The organism is Burkholderia sp. Bp8986, from assembly GCF_003854225.1.
Classification (GTDB): domain Bacteria; phylum Pseudomonadota; class Gammaproteobacteria; order Burkholderiales; family Burkholderiaceae; genus Burkholderia.
Window position 1 is genome coordinate 1 of sequence record NZ_QTQM01000129.1, and the last position, 2142, is coordinate 2142.

General features: G+C 53.9%; 1 protein-coding gene. It reads left to right on the forward strand.

The annotated features are described in order from the left end of the window. Window positions 1–369 precede the first annotated feature (369 nt). Window positions 370–1857 (forward strand): hypothetical protein, encoded by a 1488-nt coding sequence (locus DID99_RS36400; RefSeq protein ID WP_124668709.1) that lies wholly within the window; start codon window positions 370–372, stop codon window positions 1855–1857. The last annotated feature ends 285 nt before the right edge of the window (window positions 1858–2142 follow it).

Genomic DNA, 2142 nt, shown 5'->3' on the forward strand with positions numbered 1-2142 from the left:
CCGCTTCCGCAAAGCTCATTTGCCGTTTCATCGTCGTAGGTTCGTTCCGTGAACTATCTTCTACAACGTCCTCGACTGCGTCAGCGATGACCACCGAGCCGGATAAATCAGTGTTTCCCTAACGCCCAATCGCAATGGAAATAGTTCGGATCGGACTTCGCACCCGCCCGACGCGCATCCCGGGCTGGTTGAGATATCGAGCCGTTTTAGCGGACAGAAACAGGGATTGTTCCATGTGTGTTTCCGCCACGTTGGGTGAATTGCAATCCTCACTCGGAGCACGGGCACTCACGGTGCGGGAACAGAATTTCAGGTTGTATCGGACAAATTCAATCATACGCCTCATTTCGTAAAGGAGCTTCAGTGCCTTTGACTACCAAGATTTCCTATTCCTTGCCGCTACGTGGTTACCCGAGTCAGCGACTCAGTGACCGAAGGGCAGGAATAATTGCCAGCGCCTCCTGTCTCGATACAATTGATAAGATTCAAGAGTTTCGGCAAGAACTGACGAGGTGTGGTGAATTTGACCAAGTTATAGACTGGTGGAACGGTTACGCCAAGGCACAGATCTTGGAAGCCTTGACCCTATGCCATATTGCATCCTATCCCGAAGGCGAGGCTTACTTGGAGTCGACGGGCGAACAAAAAAAAATTGGGGAACACACGCGGTATCTGCTTAAGAGATTGGAGCCGAAGTATCGCGAAAGCATGCTGGCACAGCCACGAGTATCTGAATCAGGTCAGATTTTTCTGACGTTTCCAAGTATACAGGTTCGGGTTCCGCTGAAGGCCGGATGCTTTGTGGAGGGGGGCATCACATGGTTTGAGACTATAAATCTGCTGCGCCAGTCAGACGCTGGCCGTTCGATTTTCGAATGGTTGGCGGAATTGCAGCCCAAGCCGGACAACAGCTATGCCATGTTCGATACTGCATTCTGCATAGTTTCCCTGTTGACTCACGTGGGCCTTCCCGGGGACGAGATTAAGACCCGCCTGGCGGGAATTTTTTTGCGGAACGATATATTCAATCTCTCGGCTAGGGCGTACGTGCAGGCAGCTAAGCTCTACGAAAAGGCAGGACGCCCAGATCGCGCTGGGGAGGCTTTGGAGTTGGCTGCGGCTGCCTACAAAAAAGGGGGGGAGTCTGCGCTTTCCTCCTGCACCATGGAACTGGCTGCCAAGGCCTATCAACGGACGGCAGATATATGCATACTGAATGAATATTACGTTCTAGCTGCTATTAACAGCAAGGCGGCTGCTCGGACATTCTTGCAGGCTGGGCAATTCATGTTTGGAGCTGATGCCTGGGAACAAGCGGCAGATGCTTATGAGAGGGCCATGAATGCCCACAAACAAGCCCTCAAGGATCATGAGTTTGAGTCCCTCGCTCGAATGTTTAAGGAGTCGGGGGTCAATTATGCCTCGCCGAGCGGTGAAAGCATTGTCGCAGCGATCGAGACGAGCGAATCGGGAGCGCTTTTGCGCTATGGGGTGGTGGGCCTGCCAGACAAGGTTAGCGAAGCCCGCGGACGGGCGGCGGAGATTCGCGCTGGCCGATTGCCCGGAAAAACGATAGGACAAAGGGAGCAAGCAGACATACCGGTGACGGCAAGCAAGGTTCGGACGAAGGCCGCGTGGGAGCGGGATTTCTATGCCTGTTTTGAGTTAGCGGAGACGCCGGGTGAGCGAGATTTGATGCGCAAAATGTTGCAATGCCACTTCCACCCCGACAAACATCGCGGCGAGGCGGTGCAGTACGAAGAGATTTTCAAGGCGATTGATTATGCCTTTCGGGCAACTGGTCCTGAGGCTCTTATTAATGCGTTTCGATTTATGAGTCAAGCTGCCTCAGGTTGAGTTATTCGTATATGAGATTGCCAGATTTGCGCATGCGTTCGAGATGCGACGCCCCGTTACTATCTTCACGCCCCGATAATTGGGGCTTTGGCCAGCCAGGCCCGGCATGATTCTCGCCCCCAGTCGCAGTCATGATCCGGGGGGTGTTGTCACCGGGCCTGGTGGGTGGCTGGTGATCGCTGATAGGGGTTTGGCCGGGATATCCCGACGCCGTCCGTAACGTGGATGCCGAGACTTGCCACCGTTGTTGCAGGCCAATCCGTTCACTCTGCTCATACTTCGATG